This window comes from Brachyspira suanatina (genome assembly GCF_001049755.1).
Taxonomy (GTDB): Bacteria; Spirochaetota; Brachyspiria; order Brachyspirales; family Brachyspiraceae; genus Brachyspira; species Brachyspira suanatina.
This window is the reverse complement of record NZ_CVLB01000001.1, coordinates 1,969,141-1,994,327: the sequence shown is the minus strand read 5'-3', so window position 1 is coordinate 1,994,327 and position 25,187 is coordinate 1,969,141. Positions and strand designations below refer to the sequence as shown.

At 26.1% G+C, this 25,187-nt stretch carries 22 protein-coding genes; 14 read left to right on the top strand and 8 right to left on the bottom strand.

The genetic code is table 11. The features are described 5' to 3' along the window. Positions 1–79: 79 nt before the first annotated feature. Together BRSU_RS08570 and BRSU_RS08565 are read right to left on the bottom strand one after the other, a co-directional pair. The gene (locus tag BRSU_RS08570; protein WP_048594925.1) at positions 80–946 is read right to left on the bottom strand and encodes an Rpn family recombination-promoting nuclease/putative transposase; all 867 of its coding nucleotides are present in this window, start codon (positions 944–946) and stop codon (positions 80–82) included. A 69-nt stretch (positions 947–1,015) separates the two neighbouring features. After that, entirely contained in the window at positions 1,016–2,107 is a 1,092-nt protein-coding gene (locus tag BRSU_RS08565; RefSeq protein WP_048594924.1) for a hypothetical protein, read from the bottom strand. Positions 2,108–2,220: 113 nt separating this feature from the next. Here BRSU_RS08565 and BRSU_RS08560 point away from each other — a divergent pair, with 113 nt between their 5' ends. The 3 genes from BRSU_RS08560 to BRSU_RS08550 are packed head-to-tail and all read left to right on the top strand — an operon-like array spanning position 2,221 to position 4,001. After that, positions 2,221–2,958 carry a copper homeostasis protein CutC gene (locus tag BRSU_RS08560; protein ID WP_048594923.1) on the top strand — a complete coding sequence of 246 codons (738 nt, stop codon included), beginning with the start codon at positions 2,221–2,223 and terminating at the stop codon, positions 2,956–2,958. A 1-nt stretch (position 2,959) separates the two neighbouring features. Continuing rightward, complete coding sequence (locus tag BRSU_RS08555) at positions 2,960–3,679, top strand: AzlC family ABC transporter permease (RefSeq protein ID WP_048594922.1); 720 nt, start codon at positions 2,960–2,962, stop codon at positions 3,677–3,679. Next, the gene (locus tag BRSU_RS08550) at positions 3,672–4,001 is read left to right on the top strand and encodes a branched-chain amino acid transporter permease (RefSeq protein ID WP_048594921.1); all 330 of its coding nucleotides are present in this window, start codon (positions 3,672–3,674) and stop codon (positions 3,999–4,001) included. Before BRSU_RS08555 ends, BRSU_RS08550 begins: the two co-directional genes overlap by 8 nt. 5 nt (positions 4,002–4,006) lie before the next feature. On the opposite strand, the gene lepB is transcribed toward BRSU_RS08550, so the two are convergent. From lepB to BRSU_RS08535, 3 genes are read right to left on the bottom strand one after another with little or no spacing between them, the layout of a single operon-like run. Then, the gene (lepB, locus tag BRSU_RS08545; RefSeq protein WP_048594920.1) at positions 4,007–4,543 is read right to left on the bottom strand and encodes a signal peptidase I; all 537 of its coding nucleotides are present in this window, start codon (positions 4,541–4,543) and stop codon (positions 4,007–4,009) included. Positions 4,544–4,594: 51 nt separating this feature from the next. Further along, a complete protein-coding gene (locus BRSU_RS08540; RefSeq protein ID WP_048594919.1) occupies positions 4,595–5,161 on the bottom strand; it encodes an NUDIX domain-containing protein in 567 nt (188 codons plus the stop codon). Then, positions 5,145–6,191, bottom strand: a complete 1,047-nt coding sequence (locus tag BRSU_RS08535) for a hypothetical protein (RefSeq protein WP_048594918.1) — start codon at positions 6,189–6,191, stop codon at positions 5,145–5,147. Before BRSU_RS08535 ends, BRSU_RS08540 begins: the two co-directional genes overlap by 17 nt. A 241-nt stretch (positions 6,192–6,432) precedes the next feature. Here BRSU_RS08535 and dnaG point away from each other — a divergent pair, with 241 nt between their 5' ends. From dnaG to BRSU_RS08510, 5 genes are all read left to right on the top strand, one after another. Further along, positions 6,433–8,235, top strand: coding sequence for a DNA primase (gene dnaG, locus BRSU_RS08530; RefSeq protein ID WP_048594917.1), 1,803 nt, complete (start codon positions 6,433–6,435; stop codon positions 8,233–8,235). Beyond that, on the top strand, positions 8,232–9,995 hold the full coding sequence (gene rpoD, locus BRSU_RS08525) for an RNA polymerase sigma factor RpoD (RefSeq protein WP_048594916.1): 1,764 nt from the start codon (positions 8,232–8,234) through the stop codon (positions 9,993–9,995). The genes dnaG and rpoD overlap by 4 nt, the downstream gene beginning before the upstream one ends. Before the next feature lie 505 nt (positions 9,996–10,500). Next, a complete protein-coding gene (locus tag BRSU_RS08520; RefSeq protein WP_083997877.1) occupies positions 10,501–11,598 on the top strand; it encodes a glycosyltransferase family 61 protein in 1,098 nt (365 codons plus the stop codon). A gap of 217 nt (positions 11,599–11,815) precedes the next feature. After that, positions 11,816–12,040: a hypothetical protein gene (locus BRSU_RS08515; RefSeq protein ID WP_048594915.1), complete on the top strand. Its 225-nt coding sequence runs from the start codon at positions 11,816–11,818 to the stop codon at positions 12,038–12,040. Between the two features lie 4 nt (positions 12,041–12,044). Next, positions 12,045–12,422 carry a helix-turn-helix transcriptional regulator gene (locus BRSU_RS08510; RefSeq protein WP_048594914.1) on the top strand — a complete coding sequence of 126 codons (378 nt, stop codon included), beginning with the start codon at positions 12,045–12,047 and terminating at the stop codon, positions 12,420–12,422. Positions 12,423–12,535: 113 nt separating this feature from the next. Here the strand turns inward: BRSU_RS08510 and BRSU_RS08505 are convergent, their stop codons facing one another. Both BRSU_RS08505 and BRSU_RS08500 read right to left on the bottom strand, forming a co-directional pair. Continuing rightward, positions 12,536–13,408 (bottom strand): flagellin N-terminal helical domain-containing protein, encoded by an 873-nt coding sequence (locus BRSU_RS08505; protein WP_048594913.1) that lies wholly within the window; start codon positions 13,406–13,408, stop codon positions 12,536–12,538. 281 nt (positions 13,409–13,689) lie between these two features. Further along, positions 13,690–15,087 (bottom strand): hypothetical protein, encoded by a 1,398-nt coding sequence (locus tag BRSU_RS08500; protein ID WP_048594912.1) that lies wholly within the window; start codon positions 15,085–15,087, stop codon positions 13,690–13,692. Between the two features lie 238 nt (positions 15,088–15,325). Between BRSU_RS08500 and BRSU_RS08495 the strand changes: the two genes are divergently transcribed. From BRSU_RS08495 to BRSU_RS08470, 6 genes are all read left to right on the top strand, one after another. Then, positions 15,326–17,467 (top strand): ankyrin repeat domain-containing protein, encoded by a 2,142-nt coding sequence (locus tag BRSU_RS08495; protein WP_048594911.1) that lies wholly within the window; start codon positions 15,326–15,328, stop codon positions 17,465–17,467. Between the two features lie 180 nt (positions 17,468–17,647). Beyond that, on the top strand, positions 17,648–19,777 hold the full coding sequence (locus tag BRSU_RS08490) for an ankyrin repeat domain-containing protein (RefSeq protein ID WP_048594910.1): 2,130 nt from the start codon (positions 17,648–17,650) through the stop codon (positions 19,775–19,777). A gap of 637 nt (positions 19,778–20,414) precedes the next feature. Then, positions 20,415–22,343, top strand: a complete 1,929-nt coding sequence (locus tag BRSU_RS08485) for a methyl-accepting chemotaxis protein (RefSeq protein WP_048594909.1) — start codon at positions 20,415–20,417, stop codon at positions 22,341–22,343. 145 nt (positions 22,344–22,488) lie between these two features. Then, a complete protein-coding gene (rsxE, locus tag BRSU_RS08480) occupies positions 22,489–23,148 on the top strand; it encodes an electron transport complex subunit RsxE (protein WP_008727193.1) in 660 nt (219 codons plus the stop codon). After that, complete coding sequence (gene rsxA / locus BRSU_RS08475; protein WP_008727194.1) at positions 23,141–23,722, top strand: electron transport complex subunit RsxA; 582 nt, start codon at positions 23,141–23,143, stop codon at positions 23,720–23,722. Before rsxE ends, rsxA begins: the two co-directional genes overlap by 8 nt. 38 nt (positions 23,723–23,760) lie before the next feature. Next, complete coding sequence (locus BRSU_RS08470) at positions 23,761–24,603, top strand: RnfABCDGE type electron transport complex subunit B (protein ID WP_048594908.1); 843 nt, start codon at positions 23,761–23,763, stop codon at positions 24,601–24,603. A 69-nt stretch (positions 24,604–24,672) separates the two neighbouring features. Here the strand turns inward: BRSU_RS08470 and BRSU_RS08465 are convergent, their stop codons facing one another. Beyond that, complete coding sequence (locus BRSU_RS08465; protein ID WP_048594907.1) at positions 24,673–25,155, bottom strand: GNAT family N-acetyltransferase; 483 nt, start codon at positions 25,153–25,155, stop codon at positions 24,673–24,675. Positions 25,156–25,187 lie beyond the last annotated feature (32 nt).

Genomic DNA, 25,187 nt, shown 5'->3' with positions numbered 1-25,187 from the left:
ATTTTTTTATTTCTTTAATTTATTTATAAAAAAATTATTCGCTCGCTATTTATGTCTAGTAAATAAATTTACTAGATACTCACAAGTTTTTTATTTCTTGTATACTTAATCCTGTGTTTTCGCTTATGATTTTTATATCTATGCCTGCATTTTTCAAACTTCTAGCTATAGATATTTGCTGTTCCTTCTTACCTTGTTCTATACCTTTCTTAATTCCTTCTTCAATACCTAATCTTCTCTCCTCATCAAGCATTATTTGATTACCATACAAATAAGCTTGTCTTTTATCATATTCATTCATCATTAGTCTGTCTTTTATAAAGTTATTATATCTTTTTTGCACTTCTTCCATTATAGGCTTTTCTTTTACTAATTCTGACATAACAACCTCCTTATTATCTTTTTCTTTCATTGTGAAAAATTTAAGCCAGCAGTTTAAATCTGGCTGTAATAAATTATATTTGAATTTTTTAAGTTCAATTATATGAATTTGTAAATGATCTGTTAACAGTTTTTTGCTGTTAGTATCATAAATCATATAACATGAATGTATAGAATCATTATCATCTAAATTAAAATTAAGTAAGTTGATACTAATTACTGGAGTTAAAGCATCATATTTTTCTCCATGCTTTAATAGCTTACTATAATTAGCTGCCCAATAATAAAGTATTCTTTCTGGAAATCTAGAATTACCTTGCAACTGTATTTCTATAATTACAACAGTACCATTTTGAGTTATACACTTTACATCTGCTATTGTTTCTTTATCTTGATAATTTTCTTTATAGTTAAAAGGTGTAAGGATTTCTACGGATCTAAAAGTTTTCATATTAGAGTCGAGCATTATTGAATTGATAAAATCAAGCAGTATTAAATTACTGTCTGACGATGAGAATAAATATCTCACAAAATAATCATTTAAAACATTAATATCTCTGCTCATAATATCATTATACAAAAAATAACTATAAAAGTAAAGTTTTGATTATTTATTATTAAAGCGGCAAAATAATCAATAGATATTCTTTTTTAAATAAGGCTTTAATTTTTCAAAAGATATTTCAAAATCATCAAGTGCTCTAACAACATGAGGAAGCTCAAACCTTATATGCAAACTAATGCCGTCAGAATATCTGTTAATTGCAACATTTCTTGACATTAAACTTTTAGCATAATAACTATCAGATTTATTTATTACATCAATAGTAAAATCATCTTCTCCAATTTCTTTATAATGTTTATCTATTTCGCTTTGCAAAGCTTTTCTAAATTTATCGCTGTCATTTACGAAATCTGATAAAGTTAATATTTTTATTTCTAATTTATTAATATCTAATGTCAAATGTGATATTGAAGTATCAGGATACGCTCCTCCATAATAGTATTCTGTACTGCTTGTAAAACATAAAATATTATCATTAAAAAATTTGTTATAAAAATTATAAAAATTAACTTCGTGAAAAATTTCTTCTTCATTAAAATTTACTTTAGCAATATCATCATTAATCTTTTTAATCATCTCATTGGTATTGTTTATTTTGTTTATGATTTCACCTTCATATATAGATGATTTTAAATTTTCTATATAAAGTGCAGATAAACCATAAGTCTTATCTTTATATTCTTTAGAAACAGATATATCATAAACAGTATGTATTTTATCCCCTAAAGGTTTTATAGTATCTATATTACAGCTTAATTTTTTATTATTATTTTTCCAGCTTCCTTTTAAATCAATATTCTTTTTACCATTTCCTAAATCAATAATATTATTTAACTGACTATTATTTATTTTAAAACTGAATTCTTCTTTTTTATCAGAATTATTATAATCAAAGGCAGTAAATTTAATAGTATTTTTATCCATTTCTCCGCTTATAGGTATTGGAGTATTAACATTATTGTATTTATAATATCCGTCTATATTAGACTTTTTATTTTCTGTAATATTATCAGGATTTTCAATATGTATATTTATTGTAATAGGGTATTTATCAATGCTGCCTTCAAAAGTAAAAAATAAATGCTTTGTTATATCGGTAGTATCAGCAAAGGCAGATATGTACATTATATTAAGTAATAACATTATAAATAATTTTTTCATAAACCTAATCCTTATTATAAAATAGATGCAGATGGATTATATAATATATTTTGACAATTGGCAATTTTCTAGTATAATTGATATGTTTTAATTAATTTATAAAAGGCATTATTATGAATACAAAAATAGAAATATGTGTTGATTCTGTTCAGTCTTGCATAAGTGCTGAAAAAGGCGGAGCCGACAGACTCGAGCTTTGCGGCAATATGTTTGAGGGAGGCACTACTCCTAGTTATGGCGTTTTAGAATTAGCAAGAGAAAAAGTAAATGCTACAATATATGCAATGGTTCGTCCTAGAGGCGGAGATTTCTGCTATGATTATATTGAGTTTGAAATAATGAAAAAAGAAATAAAACTTATGAAAGAATTAAAAATTGACGGCATAGTATTTGGCATACTTACAAAAGAGGGCCGGGTTGATAAAGAAAGATGCTCTAAATTATTAGATTTATGGGGAAGCAGTAAGGCTACTTTTCATAGGGCAATAGATGTAAGCCGTGATTTAAATGAAGCATGCGAAGACATAATATCATTAGGTTTTGAGAGAATACTAACTTCAGGCGGCGAGGCTAATGTTATGAGCGGTATAATCAAATTAAAAGAATTGGTTGAAAAATATAATGATAAAATAATAATAATGCCTGGAAGCGGAATAAATGAAAGAAATATTGAATATATAAAAGATACTGTAAAAGCTAATGAATATCATATGACAGCAAATAAAACAGTTAATAGTTTAATGGAATATAGAAATGAAAATGTATTTATGGGTGCTGCCTTAAGACCTCCAGAGTTCAGCGTTAAATATACTGATGAAAACAAAGTGAAGAATATAAAATCAAAGTTATAATATGAATACTAAAAAACATGATTTGATTTCAGCATTAAAATATGCTTTTCCTTATACTATACCTGTTCTTGTAGGTTATATATTTTTGGGTATGGCTTATGGAGTACTCATGAAAGCTAAAGGACTTGATACTTGGCTTGCAGTTTTTTTAAGTTTATTTGCCTATTGCGGAAGCATGCAGTATACGGCTATTAATTATTTATTTTTAGCCCCTTTTGATCCTCTATATGCTTTCATACTCACATTGATAGTTAATTCAAGAGTAGGATTTTATGGAATATCTCTTGTATCAAAATTTCAAAATACAGGAATTATAAAGCCTTATTTAATATATACTTTAAGCGATGAAACTTTTTCAATATTATGCTCTGCTGATATACCGGAAAATATCAATAAAAATGCATTTCTTTTCTTTGTGGCCTTCATAAATCATATGTATTGGAATATAGGTACATTGTTAGGATGTTTAATAGGCTCTTTCATAACTTTCAATACTAAAGGGCTTGATTTTGTTTTAACTGCTTTATTCGTTGTGATATTTACAGAACAATGGCTTGAAAGTAAAGATCATAGAGGTGCTTTGATTGGGCTTTTATGCTCAATACCTATTTTAATATTTAAAACCAATATATTTATAATACTTGCTATGGTGTTAATATTTATATCTATAAGCATAGTTTATAAATATAATAATAATGAAGATGGAAAAATATATGAATAATACAGAAATGTTAATAACTGCTTTGATGATTGTAATTGGAACTGCTTTTCTTAGATTTCTTCCTTTTATTATAATAAATAAATCATTATCTGAAAATAAATATGTTCAGTTTTTAGGTAAAGTACTTCCTTATTCTATGATAGCACTTCTTGTAGTGTATTGTCTTAAAGATATTAATATTATAAAATTTCCTTATGCCATACCTGAATTAATATCTATAGCAGTTATAGTAGTTTTGCATATAATAAAAAGAAATGTACTTATAAGTATAGGAGCAGGCACTGTAATTTATATGTTTTTAGTGCAGGTGATATTTGTATAATAAATTTATTCAGAAATGTTATTATCATTATGATGAAAAATATTATTAAATAGCTGAAATCTTTTTTTTGGGCTGAATATGAGTATAACTTGTCCTTTTATGTCTTTTTCATCTATAAGCCCAAAATACCTGCTGTCCTCGCTAACCTTTATATTATCACCCAAAACGAAATACTGATTATTTCCTAAAATATAAAGTCCATTATCTTCATTTGAAAATATATAATATTTATGTTCTATTAGTTCATCATTTAAATAAAGTCCGCCGTCTCTTATTTCTACTTTATCGCCTTCTATTCCTATAACTCTTTTGACAAGATTTGTATCATTATAATTAAATACTATAACATCGAAATTTTTAACTCTATTAAATATGAAATTCTTTTTTAAAAGAAGTATTTGATCTCCTTCAAAAAATGTAGGCTCCATAGATTTATTAGTAACAATATATGTATCGAAGAAAAATATTCTAATAAATCCGGCTATAAAAACAGCACTTAAAGAAGCTAATATTATTTCTATAATTTGTTTTTTATTTGTCATAATCAAAGCATTTAAATATTATTGTTAATAAAAAAATTTGTTAATAAAAAATTAAAAATTATTTATATAATAAGAAAGAGCTTCTTTAGCAGATTCGAAAGCTATTTTTTCCAAATCAATATTTTCTCTTTTTATAAAAATAACTTTTGAAGCATCATCATTTGCAGCTGTCTCTGGGATATAATCTAAATTTGAATAAAAGAATATATCTGTTGTAATATACATTATACCATCATATATATATTCATTATATCCGCTAATAAGAAAATTCACTTTATTTAATTTTATATTAGTTTCTTCAAAAACTTCTCTGACAGCACTATCTTCAGCTCTTTCATAAGGCTCGCAAAAACCTCCTGGCATATCTATATAACCTTTTTGAGGTTCAAATTTTCTTTCTACAAATACTATTCCATTTGGAGTTTCTATAACAACTCCTACAGCGGATGCCGGATTAGTAAAATATGTTCTTTTACATTTTGAGCATTTAAAGATTTTTACATCATTAAAAATAAAAGAATCTTTTTCACCGCAATATGGACAATATTTAAATTGATATTTAATATGTTCTTTTATTTTTAAAGCGTTTATAAAATTATCATTAGTATGTTCTTGCATAATTCTTATTAATATAATATGAAGCTATATTTTTAGCTTTGCATATAAATACATCAGATTGTCCCCATATACCACAAGGTGCTTTCTCAAAAGATACATTTTGAATATTAGTAACGTTCACACTTTCATAATTATAGTCATTAGGATCAACATTATAAAAATCGTATATATAATAATAATCAACGTTCATATCTTTCATTTTTTCATCTATTAATGTTTCCATTTCTTCTATTGTATTTGCCACTATATAATAAGTTGATATAAAAGTTCGTTTCTGACATTTACCCAAACCCTTAACTGTAACATTCCACCACTTTGGAGTTTTTATAATATTATTAACATCATTTAAATTGATAGTGGTGAATCCATAAGTTGATTTAAGATTATTTATAATATCATAATAATCAAAAACATATTCATCAGCTTCAGAACATCCTTCATCTGCAACTATAGATGAAAGAGAATAATGCATATGTTCATAGTCGCTGATAAAAGAAACATCATCATTTAAAAGCTTATATGAACGTAATATACGATTAATTTGCTTCATATTTTTATATGAAGTGTTGATTTCTATTTCTTTATCTAAATTTATAAAAATTTCAAACTCTGTAAGTTCATCTATAACACCAAAACCTACAAAACCGCATTCAATCCATAATTCGTTATATCTTCTAAATACTTTTCTTATTTCATTTAATGAAACATCAGGATCGCTCATAAGAACATCGAAATCTCTGTTAACATCTTCGCTGATTCTTTCTATGATCATGGTGCCATAAGATGGAAATAATTTTAATAATTTCATATACAATGAAAATATTTTTTCTGCTGAAACGGATATTTTATATGAATATACATCTCCATTATCAGTATTTTTTAATTCTATTTTTGTACCCTCTATTGGGTATACATATTCGCTAGGTACTATACCTAATGGAATATTAAATTTATCTATTATAATCCTTCTTGATTTTATGTTATTTAAGATCCTTCTTCTTCTCTGACTTTTTTCAAAATAACTAAACACAATAAGTCTCCGCAAAACATGTTCACACTATAATAATAAAAAACAGAATTTTGTCAAGTAATAAATATGTAAAATAAATTGATTTTGACTAATATTATTTTGATTAAAAAATATTAAAAATACTTGACTTTTTTTAAAATATTTTTATATTTATGGATATTTATTTATGGGTATAATGTATAATTTTTAATATTTTAATATCCGATTAATATACAGATATTAAAATTTGAGCTTATTTATTGTGGATAATTTATTTATTGAAAAATTAAATAATCTATTGTCTAGAGTATCTCTTATTGATATATTAAGAGATAGATATAAAGTAGTACATAGAGGCGGAAGTCAATATACCGTTCAATGTCCTTTTCATAAAGACGGACAGGAGACAAATCCTTCAATGTCTGTTGATGATGCTAAAGGCATATATAAATGTTTTACATGTGGTGCTAAAGGTAATGTTATTACATATCTTAAAGAAAAAGAGAATAAATCATTCAAAGAGGCTGTACAGTATTTAGGCAATAGGTTTTCTGTTGATGTCAGCGGATTTTTTTCTGCAAAAACTACTCAAAAAGATAAAATATATCTAGAAAGCAGAAGAATTAACAGAATAGCATGCAACTTTTTTGGTAAAAGCCTGTTTTTAAAGGATAAAAATGGAGATTATTTCTATAAAGGTGCTGAAAAATACTTAAAATCAAGGAAAATACCATTCAGCATTATAAAAGAATTTAGAATAGGTTATGCTCCTCCTAGTTGGAATGCCTTAATGAATGCATTAACAGAGAATAAAATTACAGTAAATAATATGAATATATTAGGTTTAGTAAGTGTAAGCAAGAACAACCCTAATCATTATTATGATACATTTGTTAATAGAATAATGTTTCCTATAATAAATGAACGTGAAGAGATAGTAGGTTTTGGAGGCAGAAGTATAGATGGTAAGGAGCCTAAGTATTTAAATTCTAAAGAAAGCCTAATATTCAAAAAGAAATCTTCATTATATGGTATAAATATCGCCAAATCATATATAATGAAGCAAGATGAAATAATGCTTGTTGAAGGCTATATGGATACAATAGCATGCCATAAAATGGGTATAAAGAATGTTGTCGGAACTTTAGGTACTGCAATTACAGAAGAACATGCCAGAGAGATAAAAAAATACACTAAAAATGTGGTATTAGCTCTAGATAGCGATGAAGCAGGCATAAAAGCGGCAAAATCTGCTATAATTACGCTCTTGAAGTTTGATTTAAAGTTGACTATACTTTCTATACAAGAAACTAAAGATTTAGATGAATTTTTTACAGTTTATGGTAGAAACCGGTTTGATATATTGTATAATAATAAACTTAATTGGTATGATTTTGTTATAGATACTGAAATAAAAAAGGATATTTCTTCTTTATCTATAGCAGAAAAACTAAATGTTATTAATAGTTTTTATAAGTATTTAGATGCTGTGAAAAGTGAAACAGAGAAACAGATGATAATTTCATACGTGGCTTCGAAACTTAATGTTGATAGAGAAGCTTTTAACAAAGACTATTTGAACACATATAATGCAAATCAGTATGCTTCCGGTATAAAATATGATAAAAAAGTAAAAAATAATACAGATAACAAATTTTACTATGAAAATAGTTTAATATATTTACTTGCTTTGAATCCTTCTTTAATTAAAGAGGCTGAAAGAGAAATTAGTGTTGATCTTATTAAGAAAGATATAACAAGAGAATTTTATATAAGGCTCTTAACTCTTAATAAAGAAGCAAGTGTTGAAGATGCTCTTAATGTATTAGGAAATGAGCATATAGCCAATCAGATTTTAAGCAAGAAGAAACTATATAGTGAAAATATATATGAAAAACTGGAGGAGCTTATTATTAAAATTAAAAGCGGCTGCATAGACTCCGAAAAAAAAGAATTACAAAATAATATAAATTTGGATAATTTAGATAATATTTATGAAGCAGCTCGTAAAATAAGTTTACTTAATAAGCAAAAAGAAAAATTACATCAAGGAAGTGATTTATGATGACAGAAGAAGATTGCGATCTTTTGATTAAAAATAATGAAAAGATTAGAAAATTACTTGAAAAAGGAAATACAAATAAATATCTTACATTTAAAGAGATTAATGGTGCCATTGATAATATGGATACCGATGTGATGGATATACTTTTTCAATTATTAGCTGCAAGAAAAATTGTTATCGTTGAAGATAAAAGAGAATTTGAAAGCCTTTCAAAAAATCAGAATAAAATTGATGATGCTGCCAAATTCATACATGTAGAGGATAAGGTAGGGAACAATGATGATCCTATAAGACTTTATCTTAAAGAAATTGGAAAGGTTAGCCTGCTTACTCATGATGATGAAGTAGATTATTCGAAAAAGATTGAATCTGGAGAATCAGAAATTGAAAATATAATCTTGAATACTCATCTTGTAGTAGGGGAAGTATTAAATACCATCAAGAATGTACAGATAGGAAAGGTTTCTATACATGAAATATTAGAGCCTCCTAGAATTTATAATGTTTCTACTCAGGAAAAAAGAAAATTAGAAAGAAAGTATAAAAACTTTGAAAAAGAGTATGTAGCATTAGCTGAAAAATACCTATCTTTGGATAAGAGAATAAAGAAGATTACTACTCAAAAAACTATTAAATCTCTTACTAAAGAACAAGAGGAAGTTAAAGATAGTATAGTTAAGCTTTTAACAAAAGTAAGATTAAATAGAATGGAGATAGACAGAATAGCTGAAAAGTTAAAGTTCTATTTGCATAGAATAAATCAGATAGAAGAGTATTTTGAAAAGCTTAAAAAAAGATACTATAAAGAAATATCAGACTTTGAAAATTATTACAAAGAGATAGAATCTGGTAATAAGGATATATATATAAGACTTGTAGATGAGTTTAATATTACTCCTGAAGCTATAGAAGCTGTTATAACTAGTTTCCATAAAGCACAGGTTCGTATGGCTGATATTTATGATGAAGTTCGTATTGATAAAGAAACTTTAGTGGAATGGGTAAGAAAGATTGATTCTGCTAGAAGAAAGATTGCTCAAGCTAAAGATCATATTGTTAAGGCTAATTTAAGACTTGTTATTGCTATAGCTAAAAAATATGTTAATAGAGGGCTTCATTTCTTCGATTTAGTTCAGGAAGGAAATATAGGTCTTATTAAGGCTGTAGATAAATTTGAATATAAAAAGGGTTATAAATTTTCTACTTATGCCACTTGGTGGATCCGCCAGGCTATTACTCGTTCTATAAGTGATCAGGCTAGAACTATAAGGGTACCTGTTCATATGATAGAGCAAATTAATAAAGTTCAGAGAGTATTAAGACAGTATATGCAGCAGCATGGAAGAGAGCCTTCTATTCAAGAGATAGCAAAGGCTTTAAGCTGGCCTGAAAGCAGGGTAAAGAGTGTTAGAAATGTTGCTAAGGATCCTGTTTCTTTGAATGCTCCTATAGGAGATGAAGAAGACACTATTTTAGGTGAACTCATTGAAGATAAAGAATTTGAAAGTCCTCAAAATATTACTACTTTCAAAATATTAAGAAAGCAGATCGATTCTATATTAGATAGTTTACCTGACAGAGAGCAGAAGGTTATAAGAATGCGTTTCGGTCTTGTTGATGGATATTCTCATACTCTTGAAGAGGTTGGATATGTATTCAAGGTTACTAGAGAACGTATTCGTCAGATAGAGGCTAAGGCTATAAGAAGATTGAGAGCGCAGTCTAAGAAAAAAGAGTTAAAAGATTTTCTTGACTCTTAATATCAATTAAAAAATAAAAATATACAAAGGAAGCAGTTTTCTGCTTCCTTTTTGTATATAGGTCCTAAATTTTAAAAAAAGCTTGGGTGGGGATACTTTTTCTATATAACTATCAAGTATTAATAAAGTTAAAAATATAAATTTATATAAAAAGAATAAATGGTGGGGTATGTAAGTAATTTTTTAATTTTATTTTTATATATACGCTTTTGTGTTGTATGAATATTAATATATAAAATAATGCTTCTAATTTATTATAATTAAGTATGATTAGTTATAATATATACATTAGCTTTTTATATAAAAAAATTCTATTCATATTATATTTATTATTGACTGTAGATAAAGCATTATAGTTATTATAAAGATTGTATTACAATGTTTATAATAAGTAATTAAGTAACTATAAAAGTTTATTTTACTATTAGATAATTATATAATATATAATTGACTTAATTTCATTATAATATATCATAATACATAAAGATAGTTTATAGGAATTTTTATGGGTTTTGGAAATAAAATTTTAAACGGTAATATAAGAAATAAAATAGGTGAAAAAGTTTCTAAAAAATTAGAAAATAATTCTGTTTCTATAAAAGATATAAAAACAGATTTATATATTCCTATAAAATATCAAAATTCAAATATTGATAATTTTCTTTGTAAATTAAAAGATGCTAAAATATATTCTAGTTGGGGATTTTGTTTTACAAGTGATAATAAAATAATAAAAGAGTCATTACCTTTTAATAAAATTTTGACTCTTAAAGCAGAATTAGGCGGAAGATTTGCATTCTATAAATTTAGATTTAGAAAGAAAACTAACTTAAATGTATTTAGTCTTCAGTCTATATGGAATGTTTGTTTTGGGCATTGGATGCATGAAACTTTACCTAGACTTTTTATATTAAAAGATGCAGGATATTTGGATAAAATAGATGCTTTTATTTTGGGAGATGGGTGTAACTCAAAATTTCATAAAGATAGTTTGGATATGTTTCAAATTGATAATAAAAAAATAATATATATTTCAGATCAAACAGAAATTTTGTGTGAGAATTTATATTTATCATCTTTTCCAAGTACAAATACTCATTATCCTGATATTTGGATATGCAATAAGTATAGAGAATTATCAAAAGAATTAATAAAAAATTATGATATTAATAATTTCCCAAAAAAAATATATTTAACTAGAAGAAATGTAAAAACTAGAAGAATTTTAAATGAAGATAATCTTATGGATATATTATCTAAATTAGGTTATAAAATGATATGTCCTGAAGAATATTCTTTACAAGAACAACTTTGTATGTTCTATAATGCTGATAAAATAATTTCAATATTAGGAAGTGGGCTTACAAATCTTGTTTGTTCAAAAGAAACTATATCTGTACTTGGTATCGTACCTAATATTAGAGCTGAAGATACATATAAATATATAGTTGAAACTATAGGTGGTCAATATTTAGAGTACATTGAAAATAATGAAAAAAATTATGTGTATCAAAATATGCATAATAAAGGAAATGATTTTGATTTCTATATAAATATTGATGATTTTAAAATAGTCTTAGACAAATTTGAAAATATTAATTAGTTTATTTTATTAGTAAAAATTCATATCTTGATTTTCAATATTTTATTATAAAAAGCTTATTTGTATCAAATGTATTCTTATAATACTAGAATTGTTATTTTTATAATAACTATTGTATAAAAATACATTAGTGTCTATTGTAATTTATTTTATATAGTTTATAGTAAATAAATACAGTATATTATAATACTGTATTTATTTACTAGGAGTTTTTATTATGAAAAGGTTACAAAAAACACTTTATTATAAGAAACTTATAAAGAACATATTAGACAACATTAAGGAGGATGATTATTTTTACAACAAAAAAACTAATTGGGAGGAATGGGTTATAATGCGTGTTGATATAAAGAATGCTATCAGGCAATTAGAAAATATCGATATAGAAAATTATAAACCTGAAATTTTAGACAGAATATTATATATTTTAAAGGAGTATTGATATAATGTGTCATTTATGCTCTAAATATGATACTTGTAAAAAACTTTGTAATGATGTTTTGAAAGAGATTAATAAAAGTTTAGGTACTAGGAAAATTAATTCTGATAATACAGATAGCAGAGAAAGTGTATTAACAAATGAAGATTTGGATAATATACTGTATTCCAATGCTTTAACAGAAAGTGAATATAGTAGGGTTTCAAATTTAATAATAGCTATACTTACACCTAAACAAAAAAGAATAATGAAATTATTTGCAGAAGGAAAAAGTCAGGAGGAATTAGCAAAAACACTTAATGTAACACAGTCAGCAGTATCTCAATATTTAAGTGCTATAAAAAGAGAGATATCAAAACAGTTTAATATGGTAATAAATATATAATTAATATGATGATAGAAATTTTATAAGAGGTTTAAAAATAAAAGGGGAGACATTCAATTAAGAATGTCCCCCTTTATAATATGGTTAATATTACAAAATTAATTGAATATTAATTATTGTAATAATCTAAGAGCACCTTGTGGTAACTGATTAGCTTGAGCAAGCATAGACAAGTTAGCTTGGTTAAGAATTTGATCTTTAGCAAGTTTAACTGATGCTTCAGCCATATCTGTATCACGAATTCTGCTTTCAGAAGCCTGCATATTTTCGAATCCAACCATTAAGCCTTGAGCTGTCATTTCTAATCTGTTCTGATAAGCACCTAAGTCAGATCTTTGTTTTAATACTTTAAGAAGAGCTTCGTCTACCATACCGATAACAGAGTTAGCTTTAGCTGGGCTAGAAACGCTGATAAATGTAGCTGTAACAGCAGGTCCAACTGGGTTTTTAAGTCCAAGAGCTTGGCTGTTCATAGTACCGATATAAACGCGTTTTCTTTCGTCCATATTAGCACCGATGTGTAACCACATAGAAGCTGTAGGAGTGTTTTCACCTGTAGATCTAGCGAATCTTCCAGTTAACATGTTAAGTTTGTTGAATTGAGCTTGAGAAGCAACTCTGTCGATTTCATCTACTAACTGAGAAACTTCGATTTGTACATAAAGTCTGTCTTCGTCAGTATAGATACCGTTAGCAGCTTGTATAGCTAATTCACGAATTCTTTGAAGAATGTTAGTAGTTTCTTCTAAGTATCCTTCAGTAGTTTGAATGAAAGATATACCGTCTTGAGTATTTCTTTCAGCCATACGTAAACCACGAATCTGAGTTCTCATTTTCTCAGATACTGCTAATCCAGAAGCATCGTCTCCTGCTTGATTGATTCTCATACCGCTAGAAATTTGAGCAGCATCTTTTTTAAGATCTACTTGGCGGAATTTTAAAGTGCGTTGTGCGTTTATAGCACTTATATTATTGTTGATAACCATATGGTTCCTCCATGAATTATTTGTATGTATTCTTCCTTGAACACAGACTTATTATCGGTTGTTGGGTATTAATTATTAATTTTTTTTTAGTTAAATAAAAATTTTTTTCTTCAGTTTTATTAAAAAATATATCTTAATATTATGTTAATATAATTATGTTAATATATTTTATACATTAAAAACAAATGAATGTGGTATAATGATATTTGATTAGAAATTAATATATAAAAAAACTGCCTTATATTTTAATTTTAAGACAGTTTTTTATTAATTTATGATTATTATAATGATTCTGCAAAAGAATTTAATGTTTTAAGAAGTAATTCTTCTGTACTATATTTGAAATCTATTCTAAAATTAGATTCTATTTTATTATCTTTTATGTTTAGACTTCCGCTAATATACTTTAATTCCTTTATGATATCATCATATTCATAATATTCATCTTGCATAAGTCTATAAATATTTTGTACATTAAAATAAAATGTCATATTATTATTCATAAAAAAGCCTAAATTTTTTCTAGAAAAGTTATTATTTTGATTATTAATTATTCTAGATATATCATAGTAACTCATAGTGTCGCTAAATACACAAACAATATCTTGATCTACATACATATTAAAATCATATGCTTCTATAAAATACGAATTGTTTCCTAAACTTGTTATAGAAGAATATTCATTATTGTTTTTTATTAAATTAAGAAATTGATTATAGTTATTTAAAGATAAAGCCATAATATAATTATCTTTATCCAACATAGAAAATACTAAATCACCTCCAAGCATATTAAAATCTGTTTCAAAAAAACTTAATTCATGTTCAATTTCTTCTTTCATATTAGGAAAATATCTATTAAGAATATTAAGGGCTTCATTGCTATCTAATGATAGAGTAAAAAATAATATACTATCATCAATAAACTTAAGCATTCTTTCATCTAATCTTTTATCCAAAGATGATATGTTTATATGAGGCATATAGACATTAAAACCGCATGTAGCATTTTTTTGACCTATATCTAAATAACAAGATATTGATGAATCTTTGAGATATTCTGTATCTATATCATAGTTATTTTCTAAATCAAATAATGATAAATCAGCCCATAATTTAATATCAGATGTTTTATTTTGCAATTCTGAATAACCTCTATCTCTTAAAAGAACCCCGTTTAATAGTTTTTTATTATATGCCATTGCAGCATAATTTCCTGAACTAGAAAAACTTATACATAATATTCCATTATAAAATGAAGCAATAACTCCATCTTCACCTAAATATACATATTCAATTCCATCAGAGTAGTATGTTTCTATGTTTTGAGTATCAATTAAATTATATAATCCGTTTTTTAAGGAATTCAAATTTTTATACGGTATCATTATAGAAAAATTTTCCATATCTATAGTATGAAAAACTACGCTTATATCGGAATAAAAATCTATAGAATCCATTATTTTATTGAATGATAGATAGTCTTTTATACTTATTGAAGATGATTCTTTCATTAAGGCTTCTTCAATAATTGCTTTAGGAGTAGTATTAATTTTTTTTGTTATTGTTCCAAAATTAAAAGATATAACCATGCTAGGGCTGCCATTAAAATTTTGTGAAAATAAAGTATGTATGCTTATAAAAAATAGCATAATTATAACATAATTTTTAAATTTCATAAAAAACCTCAAATATAAAATGTATTTTTGCTAATTATATAGTAAATTATTTGTATGTCAATTATTGTATCTTGTATGTATCCAGCTATAAATGATTATATAAAATATTATATTAACAATTAAGGTAATATGTTTAAATTATTTATAATATTTTATGTTTTATAATTTTATATTTATTGACTAGATTTTTTAATTTTACTATACTATAGTGAGGTAATATATATATTAGAGGTTTATGATGTTTACAAATAAAGAAAAAATTGAATTTTTCAATGCTGTAGAAGATGGAGATATTCAGCAAATAAAATATTTATTGGATAAAAATAATTATATAAATATAAATGTATTTGGAATAGCAAAAATATTAATTGAACATGAAAATAATAAAAATGTTATTGAAAAAAAAGATATTGAAATTGATTTTAAAAATAAAGATGGATACACTCCTTTAATGATTGCCTCTTATAAAGGAAATGCTGATATAGTAAAACTTTTATTAGAATATAATGCCTCTGTAGATATAACTAACGATGATAATTATACAGCTTTGATATATGCATGTATTTATGGCAGAGCAGATGTGGTAAAAATTCTTCTTGAACACAAAGCCGATATGTATATAGAGACTAAATTAGAAAATAATCATTTAACTACCTTGATGATGGCCTGCAGTCAAAATCATACTGAAATAGTGAGAATATTACTTGAAAATGGTTATGATCCCAATTATAAAAATCAAAGAGGAGAAACAGCGTTAATATATTATTCCTTTATAAAAAATGCTAAACCTAGTACAGAAATAATAAAAATATTATTAGAGTATGGAGCAGATATAAATGCAAAGGACAATAAAGGTTCTACAGCATTAATATATGCTTCTTATACTAAAAAAATTGATTTTGTAAGAGTTTTATTGGAGAATAATGCTGATACAGAAATAAGTAATAATGAAAAAAATACTGCCTTACTATATGCATGTGAAGGCAGAAATATTGATATGCTTAACACTTTACTTGAATATAATGCAAGTCCAAATGTACAAAATAAATTGGATAAAACTCCTTTGATAATTGCCTGTGATTATGATTCTTATGATATGGCAAAAATATTGTTAGAGCATAATGCTGATGTTAATTTGTCAGATCACAGAAAAGAAACTCCTCTAATGTATGCGGTAGAAGAAAGAAATACAGAAATTGTAGAGCTTCTTCTTAAATATAAACCTGATTTAACACTAAAAAACGAATCTGGAAAAACTGCATTAGATATAGCATATAAAAGAAATAATTATTTAAAAGAAATAGCAGATTTGATAAAAGAATCATCATCAAGAGAAATACAATTTTTATATGCCGCTGCTGAAAATAATGCTGATAAGGTTTTAAAATACATTTCTGAAGGAATTGATATTAATAATACTATAGATGAATCAGATGACTCAATAGGTTCTAATGCACTGCTTTTGGCTTCACAGTTTCATCATAAAGAAATAATAAAAATATTATTAGATCATAATGCTGATGTTAATTTTAAAAATCAGTTAAATAAAACAGCTTTAGAATATGTTGCTAGTAATGATAATAATTTTGATATAGCTTTAGAGTTTATAAAGAGGGGAGCAGATGTAAATGCTGTAGATAATGAAAATGCTACACCTTTAATGTATGCCGCTTCATATAATGCTAAAAAAATATTAAATTTATTAATAGAGCATAATGCTGATGTTAATATTCAAACTAAATTGGGCTACACTCCTTTAATTCTTGCTGCTATGCATAATCATATTAATATAGTTAAAACTTTAATAAAAAATAAAGCTGATGTATTTGCAAGAGATGGTTATGGTAGAAGATGTTTATATTATGCTGACGAAAATTGGAATTCTGAGATGCATGAAATTTTTAGTAAGTATCATGATGATGAATATAAAAAAAGTAGTCAATTTATTTTTGATGTTTTATATTCCAAAACTGATGAAATAAATAAATATATATCTGAAGGAGGGGATATTAACTTTCAAGATGATAACGGACTTACAGCTTTAACTGTTGTAGAAAAAATAGAGATTGCAAAGATATTATTAGATAATAATGCAGATATCAATAAAAAAGGAAGAGATGGATATACTCCATTAATGATGGCTGTAAGGAGAGATAATATCAATCTTGTAGAATTCTTTATAGAAAATAATGCTGATCTTAATATGTTTGATCCAGAAGGAAATACTGCATTAATTGTAGCTGCTAAAAATCACAAATATGATATATTTGAGCTTTTATTAAAAAACGGAGCGGACCCATCTATAAATAGTGAAGATTTAGAATTCTATATAGAGTTAGAAGATGAAATGAAAGATATGTTAAAAAAATATGGTAAATAAGTTTTTTAATTTTTTCTCATTCCCAAGCCTTTAGGTTTGTTATATATTTTAACATTTTTACTTACAATTTTCTTAATGCTTTATCAAGAAATTATAAATGCCCGCCCAAGCTTTAATTAAATTGACTAAAATTATTAATTTTACTATACTATGGTGTAGTAATATTATTAGAGGTTTATGATGTTTACAAATAAAGAAAAAATTGAATTTTTCAATGCTGTAGAAGAAGGTAATATTCAGCAAATAAAATATTTATTGAATAAAAATAATTATGTAGATATAAATGTATTTGGAATAGCAAAAATATTAATTGAACATGAAAATAATGAAGATGTTATTGAAAAAAAAGATATTGAAATTGATTTTAAAAATAAAGATGGATATACTCCTTTAATGATTGCCTCTTATAAAGGAAATACTGATATAATAAAACTTTTATTAGAATATAATGCCTCTGTAGATATTACTAACGATGATAATTATACAGCTTTGATATATGCATGTATTTATGGTAGAGCAGATGTGGTAACAATTCTTCTTGAACACAAAGCCAATATGTATATAGAAACTAAATTAGAAAATAATCATTTAACTACCTTGATGATAGCCTGCAGTCAAAATCATACTGAAATAGTGAGAATATTACTTGAAAATGGCTATGACCCTAATTATAAAAATCAAAGAGGAGAAACAGCATTAATATATTGTGCCTTTATAAAAAATGATAAACCTAGTACAGAAATAATAAAAATATTATTAGAGTATGGAGCAGATATAAATGCAAAGGATAATAAAGGTTCTACAGCATTAATATATGCTTCTTATGCTAGAAAAATTGATTTTGTAAGAGCTTTATTAGAGCATAATGCTGATACAGAAATAAGTAATAACGAAAGAAATACTGCCTTACTATATGCATGTGAAGATAGAAATATTGATATGGTTAACACTTTACTTGAATATAATGCAAGTCCAAATGTACAAAATAAATTAGATAAAACTCCTTTGATAATTGCCTGTGATTATGATTCTTATGATATGGCAAAAATATTGTTAGAGCATAATGCTGATATAAATTTATCAGATCACAGAAAAGAAACTCCTTTAATGTATGCTGTATATGAAAGTAATGTGAAAATGGTTGAGCTTCTTTTAAAGTATAATCCTGATTTAACATTAAAAAATGAATATGGAGAAACTGCATTAGATATGGCATATAATCAAAATCATTATAAAGAGAAAATAGGAAAATTGATACTAGATGCTTCGTCTAAAGAAATAAAATTTTTATATGCAGTTATTGAAAATAAAATATATGATGTTTTGAAATATATTTCTGAAGGTGTTGACATTAATAATACTATATATGGGTCAAACGGACTTAATGCATTGCTTTTAGCTTCACATAATCATTATAAAGAAATAATAAAAATATTATTAGAACATAATGCTGATGTTAATTTCAAAAGTTATTCAAATAATACCGCTTTAGAATATATTTCTAATAATGACGATGATTTTGATATAGCTTTAGAGTTTATAAAAAGAGGGGCTGATGTAAATGCTATTGATAATGACGGCATTACACCTTTAATGTATGCTGCTTCTTATAATGCTGAAAAAATATTAAATTTATTAATAGAAAATAATGCTGATATCAATATTCAAAGTAAATCTGGTTTTAATGCTTTAATTCTTGCTGCTATGCATAATCATATTAATATAGTAAAAATTTTAATAAAAAATAAAGCTGATGTATTTGCAAGAGATGCTTATGGAAGAAGAGGCTTATATTATGTTAGCAGAAATGAAAATTATGATATGTTTGACATTTTTACAATCTATCATGATAAAGAGTATAAGAAAAATTCTAGATTTCTTGATTTTATTTCAGATGGAGAAATCAATAAAGTAGCTAAATATATATCAAAAGGAATAGATGTTAACTTTCAAGATGATTTTGGAGATACGCCTTTAACTCTTGTTGAAAAGAGAAAAATTGCAAAAATGTTATTGGATAATAATGCAGATATTAATAAAAGAGGAAAATATGGATATACTCCTCTAATGGTTGCTATTAAGAAAAACCATATAAAACTTGCCGAATTCTTTATAAAAAATAATGCTGATATTAATATTACAGACCCTGAAGGAAATACTGCATTGGTTATAGCCGCCCAAAAGAAAAATGCCTACATATTTGAGCTTCTATTAAAAAATGGAGCGGATCTATCTATAAATAAAGATATAGAGTTGATGATAGTTTGCAATGATGAAATGGAAAGTATATTCAAAAAATACAGTAAATAAGTTTTTTAATTTTTTCTCATTCCCCACCCTTTAGGTTTGTTATTTATTTTGAAATTTTTACAAGTAATTTTCTTAATGTTTTATTTAGAAATTATAGCTGCCCACCCTAGATTTTTTCAAATTTAAAAATCTTCTCTACTTAAAAAGCTTATATACACATGTTTATCAAAATTTCAAATATAATAAAAATTAGAATTCACAATTGGCATATATTTATAGCCTTACTCTGCGTGTGGTGTGGAAATTGTTAATTTAAATAAAATTGGGCTGGGTGTACTGTTTCTAAGTTGATATAATAGAATAATATGATTACAAAATCATAAAAAAGTTTTAAAGTTTATGGGGTGCGTTATGTAAATTGATTTTGAATACATTGCAAAAATTATTTAAATATGAATTATTTTTATAAATTAGTATTTAAGTAATTAAATTTTTGTTAATTATTTATTGTTTTTTATTTACATTAAATATGTTTTTTTATTAATAAATTACTCTAATAATGTATTTTATGTATTATAATTAAATTATTTATATTTAGAATTTGATTTTTTTTATTTTTTATACTATATTACAAATTATAAAAATTAATTAGTTTTTTTAAAAATATCTAAATTTTTTTTAGTATGGTTTTATTATTATGAGAATAAATAATCTTTCTTTTAGGATACCTTTTATAATTTCAATTACTTTTATTTTATGTATGTTCATCATTGTAATGATAATTACAATAATAAGCTCTAAATCTATAGAAGATACTGCTATAAAGGGATTAAGAGTTGCGGCAAAATCATATTCAGATATGATAGATTTATATTTTACTGAAAAAAGATTAGTTATGGATTTATATTCTAAAGACCCTAATCTCTCAAAATATCTAGTTGATCCAAGTGAAGAAAATAAATTAGCTGCAGAAGAATCGTTGAAAGAATTTACAAGAGAGGTTGCTGATACACAGGTTTTTTATAATTATTCTTTAGTTAATTTTGATGCTAATATAGTACTTGATTCTATAGGCGGTAAATTACTTCATATTAATTATGGAAAAAATTCATCAGACTGGACTAGATTTAGAGATTCAGGATTTGATTTTGCAGGAAGAGATTTGATTCAGCCTTCTTCAGCTAATCCTCTTAATGCTATATGTGTTATATGGAAAGGTGTTAAAGATGAAAATGGAAAAGTGGTAGGAGTTTTAAATAGTTCTATTAACTGGATGAAATTTATATCAGATTATATCATGCCTAGCCAATTAGGAGAAACCGGTTCTATAATGATAATCGATAAAAATAGGAATATAATAGCTCATAATGATACAAATAAATTATATATATATGAAAGTAATATAATAGGTACTTCAGCTTATGAGAGAAAACCTGAAACTATAAGAGAAAAAGAAGATGAATTCTTTCAGTATGTTTTGGATGCTAAAGAGGGTATTTTGGAATATGTAGATGATAATGGTGTATCAGAGATAGCATTATTTAATCCTATACATAATACACCTTGGTACTTGATAGTAAGCTATAGCCAAGATGAAATTTATGGAGACAAAAATAGACTTACAAAAATAGTTGTAATTATAGCTATTATTATGGCCGTTATTATTTGTTTTATAGGTAAATTGATAGCCAGATCTATAATTTTACCTTTAAATATGGTTGTAAATGAGGCAGATAATATATCTAAAGGTTATATAGTTAATAATGATAATGTTTCTTGTAGTACTAGAAAAGATGAAATAGGAAAATTGATGTGCAGTTTTTATAATATGAAATCAGCATTGATAAATGCGGTTAATGTTGCTAATAGTATAGCAGTTGATGCAAAGGATAAGGCCGGAGAGATATCATCAAAAAATACTAAACTTCATGCAGAAACAGAAAGTAATTCTTATAAAATGCAGGAGACTTCAAGTATCACTAATAATATAGGCAATTCTGTATTGGAAACTACTAATTATGCTAACGAGCTTATTAATATAATGAAAGAAGCTAACAATTCTATAGATATGGCAGACAGTAGTATTACAGAAGCAGCTGACAATGCTAACTCAGTAAGCGAGGCTAGTAATAAAATAAAAGATATTACAAATGTTATAGAAAATATTGCTTTTCAAACAAATATATTAGCTTTAAATGCATCTGTTGAAGCGGCAAGAGCAGGAGAAAATGGAAGAGGTTTTTCTGTTGTAGCAAATGAGGTTAGAAATTTGGCACAAAGCACATCAGGATCTGTAAAAGATATATCTGCCCTTATAGAGGAAAGTCAGAAACGTATAGAGTTAGCAGCCAACTCTACAAATCAATCTAAAGAATTATTTAACAATATGAAAGAAAAGATCGAAAAAGCATATTCTTTACTCTCTAATTTTAGCAGTGCTTTAAAATTACAAAAAGATGGAATAGATTCTATAAATTCTCATATAATTAATATAGAAGATAGTTCTAAGAATAATACTAAATTAGCAGAAGATGTAAGTGAAATTTCTGAGGAATTAGAGGAATTATCTATAAAATTAGAAGATGCTATGTCTTTTTTCAAAGTAAAAGGTGACAGTAATCAATAAAATATATAAAAATATATTTTATGCATAATCATATGTATTTTAAAATTATAATTAAAACACTGTAAATCATAATTTCACTTGAAAAAATTATTATTTATGGTAAAATTATTATATGTAATCTTAATTAAATCAAGGTTAAATTATTATGAAAAATTCTCAGGTATTTATGGAAGGTGTTTGGAAAAATAATCCTACCTTCGTTCAGGTTCTTGGTATGTGTCCTAGCTTAGCAGTTACAAGCAGCGTAATGAATGCTATAGGTATGTCAGTAGCTACTATATTCGTTTTGGTTTGTTCATCTGCTTTAATATCTCTTATTAAGAAGATTTATGCTAATGAAGTTAGAATTATGGGATACATAGTGGTTATCGCAGCTTTCGTTACTTTAACAGATATTGTTATGAAAGCTAAGTTTTATACATTATCTTTGGCATTAGGTCCGTATATACCGCTTATAGTTGTAAACTGTATCATATTGGGAAGGGCAGAAGCTTTTGCTAATAAAAATGGTATCATACCTAGTATTTTTGATGCTTTAGGTAATGGTGTAGGTTTCTTTATTGCTTTGACATTACTTGCTTCTATTAGGGAGATTTTAGGTAATGGTACTTGGCTTGGATTTGATATAGTAGGTACTTTAAGAGGTTTCTTTGAGTCTGCTATGCCTTTTGCTTTAAATGCATATAATGAAATTACTACTCCTTGGGTTGTTATGATTATGGCTCCTGGTGCTTTCTTCACTTTAGGAACTTTAATCGCAATTAAAAGAGCTATAGATGCTAGAGGAGGAAAAGCTAATGGTTAATTTAATTTTATTATTTGTAGCAACTGTTTTAGTTAATAATTTCGTTTTAACTAAATTTTTGGGTATATGTCCGTTTTTAGGAGTATCCAACAAGTTAGATTCAGCAATTAGTATGGGTATTGCAGTTACTTTTGTATTGGTTTTAACTGCTGCAGTTAGCTGGATGATACAGTATTATATATTAGTTCCTTTTAAAATCGAATTTTTACAAACTATTCTTTTCATTATAGTAATCGCAGCTTTAGTACAATTTGTTGAAATGGTAGTAAGAAAAACTAGTGAAAGTTTATATTTAGCTTTAGGTATATTCCTTCCTCTTATTACTACTAACTGCTGTGTATTAGGATTAGCTTTATTTGGTGTTTTATATAAATATAACTTTATACAAAATATAGTATTTGCTTTAGGTGCAGGAGTTGGTTTTACATTGGCTTTAGTTATAATGGCTAGCATAAGAGAACGTTTAATGACTGCAGATATACCGGAAGCTTTCAAAGGTCCTGCTATGCCTTTCATTACTGCTGGCATACTTGCTCTTATTTTCTATGGTTTTTCCGGCATAATAAAAATATGATTATTGAGTGTTAGAAGTATTTTATAAGGATAATAAAAATGATGACATCTGTTTTAGTAGCTTCAATATCTTCAGGCTTAATTGCTTTGATATTGGCTGTTTTATTGATATTTTCTTCAAAAATTTTCAAAGTTGAAGTTGATGAAAGAGTTACAACACTTACTGAAATGCTTCCTGGTGCTAACTGCGGCGGTTGTGGTTTTCCAGGTTGTGCTCAGTTCGCTAAAGCTTTAGTTGATGATAAAGCTCCTGTAGACGGCTGTTCTGTTGGAGGTCCTGATACTGCTGCTAAAGTTGCTGATTTCTTAGGTAAAGTAGCTCCTGAACAAAAAGAAAAAACAAGAGCATATATTTTCTGTCATGGACATAATGGCATAGCTAAATCTAACAGAGTTTATAAAGGTGCACCTACTTGTGTTTCTGCTGTTATGGCTGGCGGAAATAAAGAATGTTCTTATGGCTGTGTTGGTTTTTATGATTGTATGAACGCTTGCGATTTTGGTGCAATTATTAAAGATGAAGAAACAGGAATGCCTGTTATAGTTGAAGACAAATGTGTTTCTTGCGGTGCTTGTGTTAAGGCTTGTCCTCAGAAACTTATTGAGATTCACCCTGCTTCTCAAGATATACATGTTTATTGTAAATCTAAAGATAAGGGTCCTATAGCTAAAAAAGCTTGTGATAGGGCATGTATTGGATGTAGTATATGTGTTAAAAATACTAAAGAAGGCGGCATGAAAGTTGATAATTATCTTGCTATAGTTAATTATGAGGACTACGCTGTTACAAATGAAAGTATAGCTAAATGTCCTACTAAAGCTATTACTGATGAAAAAGTAAATTCAGTAAAAAGCCTTCCTGTGCCTTTAAAAAAAGCATAAAAACTATTTAATTGAAAATTATAAAACAAGGGCGGTAATTAAATAATTATCTTCCTTGTTTTTTTATATTTATAAATCTATATAATAAAGTACAATATCTTCATATTCATTATTTTTATTCATATATCCTTTTTTAACTATGCCTATTTTATTAAAACCAATTTTTTCATATAATTTATGGGCATTAGTATTTGATATTACAACAGCATTAAATTGAAGTATTTTATATCCTAATTTTTTACTTTGCTCCATAGAATCTCTAACCAAAGCTTCTCCTATTCCTTTTCCTCTTGATTCTTTACTTACAGCATATGATGCATTTGATATATGTCCGCATCTGACTATATTATTAGGATGAAGTATGTAAACGCCAAAAACTTTATTATTATCTATAGCAATACCTGTATAGTCTTGAGAGCTGAAATATTTATGGGCTTCTTCTTCGTTAGATAATGTTTCTATTTGAGGAAAATATATACCTTTTTCTATGATGTCATTCCATATTTTTAAAACTTCTTTAATATATTTTATATCGTATTTAATTATTTGCATTTTTTATTCCTTTTATTAATATTGAATCATTA

Coding starts and splice junctions, on each gene's coding strand:
- BRSU_RS08570 (WP_048594925.1), bottom strand. CDS start 946: ATGAGCAGAGATATTAATGTTTTAAATGATTATTTTGTGAGATATTTA.
- BRSU_RS08565 (WP_048594924.1), bottom strand. CDS start 2,107: ATGAAAAAATTATTTATAATGTTATTACTTAATATAATGTACATATCT.
- BRSU_RS08560 (WP_048594923.1), top strand. CDS start 2,221: ATGAATACAAAAATAGAAATATGTGTTGATTCTGTTCAGTCTTGCATA.
- BRSU_RS08555 (WP_048594922.1), top strand. CDS start 2,960: ATGAATACTAAAAAACATGATTTGATTTCAGCATTAAAATATGCTTTT.
- BRSU_RS08550 (WP_048594921.1), top strand. CDS start 3,672: ATGAATAATACAGAAATGTTAATAACTGCTTTGATGATTGTAATTGGA.
- lepB (WP_048594920.1), bottom strand. CDS start 4,543: ATGACAAATAAAAAACAAATTATAGAAATAATATTAGCTTCTTTAAGT.
- BRSU_RS08540 (WP_048594919.1), bottom strand. CDS start 5,161: ATGCAAGAACATACTAATGATAATTTTATAAACGCTTTAAAAATAAAA.
- rpoD (WP_048594916.1), top strand. CDS start 8,232: ATGATGACAGAAGAAGATTGCGATCTTTTGATTAAAAATAATGAAAAG.
- BRSU_RS08520 (WP_083997877.1), top strand. CDS start 10,501: ATGGGTTTTGGAAATAAAATTTTAAACGGTAATATAAGAAATAAAATA.
- BRSU_RS08515 (WP_048594915.1), top strand. CDS start 11,816: ATGAAAAGGTTACAAAAAACACTTTATTATAAGAAACTTATAAAGAAC.
- BRSU_RS08510 (WP_048594914.1), top strand. CDS start 12,045: ATGTGTCATTTATGCTCTAAATATGATACTTGTAAAAAACTTTGTAAT.
- BRSU_RS08505 (WP_048594913.1), bottom strand. CDS start 13,408: ATGGTTATCAACAATAATATAAGTGCTATAAACGCACAACGCACTTTA.
- BRSU_RS08500 (WP_048594912.1), bottom strand. CDS start 15,087: ATGAAATTTAAAAATTATGTTATAATTATGCTATTTTTTATAAGCATA.
- BRSU_RS08495 (WP_048594911.1), top strand. CDS start 15,326: ATGTTTACAAATAAAGAAAAAATTGAATTTTTCAATGCTGTAGAAGAT.
- BRSU_RS08490 (WP_048594910.1), top strand. CDS start 17,648: ATGTTTACAAATAAAGAAAAAATTGAATTTTTCAATGCTGTAGAAGAA.
- BRSU_RS08485 (WP_048594909.1), top strand. CDS start 20,415: ATGAGAATAAATAATCTTTCTTTTAGGATACCTTTTATAATTTCAATT.
- rsxE (WP_008727193.1), top strand. CDS start 22,489: ATGAAAAATTCTCAGGTATTTATGGAAGGTGTTTGGAAAAATAATCCT.
- rsxA (WP_008727194.1), top strand. CDS start 23,141: ATGGTTAATTTAATTTTATTATTTGTAGCAACTGTTTTAGTTAATAAT.
- BRSU_RS08470 (WP_048594908.1), top strand. CDS start 23,761: ATGATGACATCTGTTTTAGTAGCTTCAATATCTTCAGGCTTAATTGCT.
- BRSU_RS08465 (WP_048594907.1), bottom strand. CDS start 25,155: ATGCAAATAATTAAATACGATATAAAATATATTAAAGAAGTTTTAAAA.